The 3,106-nt window shown below is 40.2% G+C and carries 3 protein-coding genes; 2 read left to right on the forward strand and 1 reads right to left on the reverse strand.

The window, feature by feature from the left end; translation table 11 throughout:
• Both DS742_RS24230 and DS742_RS24235 read left to right on the forward strand, forming a co-directional pair.
• On the forward strand, positions 1-545 hold a 545-nt coding region (locus DS742_RS24230; RefSeq protein WP_117419515.1), incomplete at its 5' end, for a hypothetical protein.
• A gap of 314 nt (positions 546-859) precedes the next feature.
• Positions 860-2,539, forward strand: a complete 1,680-nt coding sequence (locus tag DS742_RS24235) for a methyl-accepting chemotaxis protein (RefSeq protein ID WP_170313572.1) — start codon at positions 860-862, stop codon at positions 2,537-2,539.
• A gap of 176 nt (positions 2,540-2,715) precedes the next feature.
• On the opposite strand, the gene DS742_RS24240 is transcribed toward DS742_RS24235, so the two are convergent.
• Positions 2,716-3,106: group II intron maturase-specific domain-containing protein (locus DS742_RS24240; RefSeq protein ID WP_278336096.1), on the reverse strand; the 391-nt coding region annotated here is incomplete at its 5' end.

Raw genomic sequence — 3,106 nt, forward strand, 5'->3', positions numbered from 1 at the left:
GCGGAATGGAGATTATTATGTCAAATAACATCTATGCAATCATTTTCGAAAATGTGGTAAAAAACATTATTGTAGCCGATGACTATTCATTAGCAGACACATTAGCAAAAGCCTCATATGGAAATGATGCCTTTGCTGTCGATTCAAGCAGATACGCTACTGCTATTGGAGACTTGTATGAAGGAGGTATATTCTACCATATTTTGGAGGATGGTACAAAAATGCCGGTTGAATATATCCCTACAGAAAAAGAGTTGATAGAAAATCTTAATCAAAAAATAGTAGAAATCCAAAATCTACTTACAGATATTTATGAATTAAAGCTTTCTATGAATTACATTTTAGTATTACTAAAGAACACCCTGACAGAAATAAGTGATAAATTATCAGGTACACCTGATATGAAATCAATTGCCAATGTATATGCAGATCTGATTGAGCGGAGCATTAAAACAGGAGAAATCTACAAATCAATTGAAGAAGTTCCTGACCTTATCAGAGACAGCGTAAGAAACATTCTCATTAATAGAAACATTAATGTATAAAATTATATAACATTTTATCCCTCGGTTAATGTGTTTCTGTCCCAACTCTCCCCCCATAACTCTCAACCTACTTCAAATAATCATACCCGCTCAAAAGATTATCCATATTGACATCGTAAAAAGCATAGATACCATCCTTCTTGACTATTGTCAATAAAGCAATTATAATATTGCAATAATACCATATTTTGGATATTACTAATTCTTACCATTGTTATATAATGTTGTTACGTTGGGGATTATTTTACAGTGGGTTTAAGAATTTTTATGGAATAGAGGTATAACAAAATACGATGGCTAAGAAGGGAAAAGACATGCTGAAAAAATTAAAAGTTGGTAAACGGTTATTACTTGCATTTCTTATTGTAGTATTATTTTCAGGTCTTGCAGGAACCATAGGAATCCTGCTCATTCATACCGTTAATGAGGAGTATAGTATTGAACTCCAGGATTATGGCTTTGCACAGGGAGATATCGGAAGTCTTGGGCAGGCATTTCAGGCGCATCGCGCTACAGTTTTATACATAATCTTCTCAGAGAATACATCTGAAACTGAAAAACAGAATCAGACCTTAAACACACAGATTGATACCATCAACCGGATGATGAAGCAGGTGGAGAGCCGTATGAATACTCCAGCTGAGAAAGAGCTCTACAGCCAGTTGGCAGAGAAAATGAAGAGGTACGAGGATATTCGTAACAATACCATTGAACTTACAGGTAAATCCTCACAGGAAGCCATGGCCTACTTCCGCAGTCAGGCCGCTCCTCTCGCTGCTGATATCGCCAACACCATCAATACCATGCTGGCGAATAAATCCAACGACGGTATTGCAAAATCAAACCGGCTGGAATTACAGACCAATGTATTTATCATTATCATGGTCATTATTATACTGGGTTCCATTGTAACTTCCGTATTAATTGCGGTCTATATCACACGCGGAATAATCAAACCGATTGATGAATTAAAAGACGTAGCCGATAAGATGGCACAGGGCAATTTAGACTGTCATCTGGAATATAGCTCTAACGATGAGCTGGGACATCTTGCCGAAAGCATGAGAACCATGATGGAACGCATCTCCTACTACATGAACTATATTTCCGTTACAACACAGCGCATGGCTGGCGGAGACTTTAATATTCCTCACGATCCGGAAGAATTTAAAGGAGAGTTCCGTGAAGTCCAGATTTCCATTCAGGATCTTACTGATTCTCTTAACAATGTCATGAGTAAAATCACTCAGGCTTCCGATCAGGTAGCAAGCGGTGCCGAACAGGTTGCAAGCAGTGCCCAGGCGCTCAGTCAGGGAGCGACGGAACAGGCATCCTCCATTCAGGAACTGGCGGCAACCATCAATGATATCTCAAGCAATATCAATCAGAACGCTGAGAATGCAAAAGAGACAAATGCTCAGGTGGAAACTACCTCTGCAGAGGTAGAATTCGGAAAAACACGGATGGAGCATTTGAATTCCGCAATGGATACCATCAGCGAAGCTTCTTCTGAAATCAGTAAGGTAATAAAGACGATCGAAGACATTGCTTTCCAGACCAACATTCTGGCATTGAACGCAGCCGTAGAGGCCGCAAGAGCCGGTGATGCAGGCAAAGGCTTTGCTGTGGTTGCAGATGAGGTACGTAATCTTGCCAACAAGAGTCAGGAAGCCTCCAAGAATACTGCTGCACTGATTGAACGGGCGCTGGATTCCATTGAATCCGGCAATCACATTGCCAAAGAAACAAAGGAATCCATGGATCGTATTGTTGTGTCATCCCAGACCGTGGCTAAACTTGTTTACCAGATTTCCACTGCCACGGAACAGCAGGCCACTGCAGTTACCCAGGTTACACAGGGTATTGACCAAATTGCAAGCGTGGTTCAGACCAATTCCGCCACTTCGGAAGAAAGTGCGGCTGCAAGTGAGGAGATGGCAGGTCAGGCTCAGATGCTTAAATCACTAATGAAACAGTTTCAGTTAAAAGATTAATAAACTTATTAAAAATCGGGTAGGAGGTAGATAATTATTTTATCTACCGACCTCCCACACCACCTAGCATACCGTTCGGTACTAGGCGGTTCCTTAGTTTTCATAAACTATTGAATAATAGTCAAGCATGGAGGTATATCCCAGCTTGGCTATTATTTTATTTGAAAAGATTTGGTTCAGCACCTTTGCCATTCTCCAATAACCTTTTCTGCTACATGCAAGTTCTTCCACTGTTTCCAGTAGACTGCCCTTATTCTTCGTCTTGCCCACTTATCTATTTCTTGGAGAAGTGCTTTCATGTCTGCAAGTTTGAAGTAGTTCACCCAACCTCTCACATACTGTTGATACTTTTCTTCTCTTTTCGCATTGCTCATGCCATTATTTCTGTCTGTCAGTTCTCTGATTTTATTTTTCATCTTCTCCACTGACTTCGGGTGTACTCTTAATCTGCATTTTCCCTTGTGTCTGTAAAAGCTGTATCCAAGGTACTTTACCTTGCTGATATGAGCCACTTCTGTTTTCTTCCGATTCACTTTAAGAAATAATTTCCCTTCGATGTATGGGAGT

The organism is Lacrimispora amygdalina (genome assembly GCF_003432035.1).
Classification (GTDB): domain Bacteria; phylum Bacillota; class Clostridia; order Lachnospirales; family Lachnospiraceae; genus Lacrimispora; species Lacrimispora amygdalina.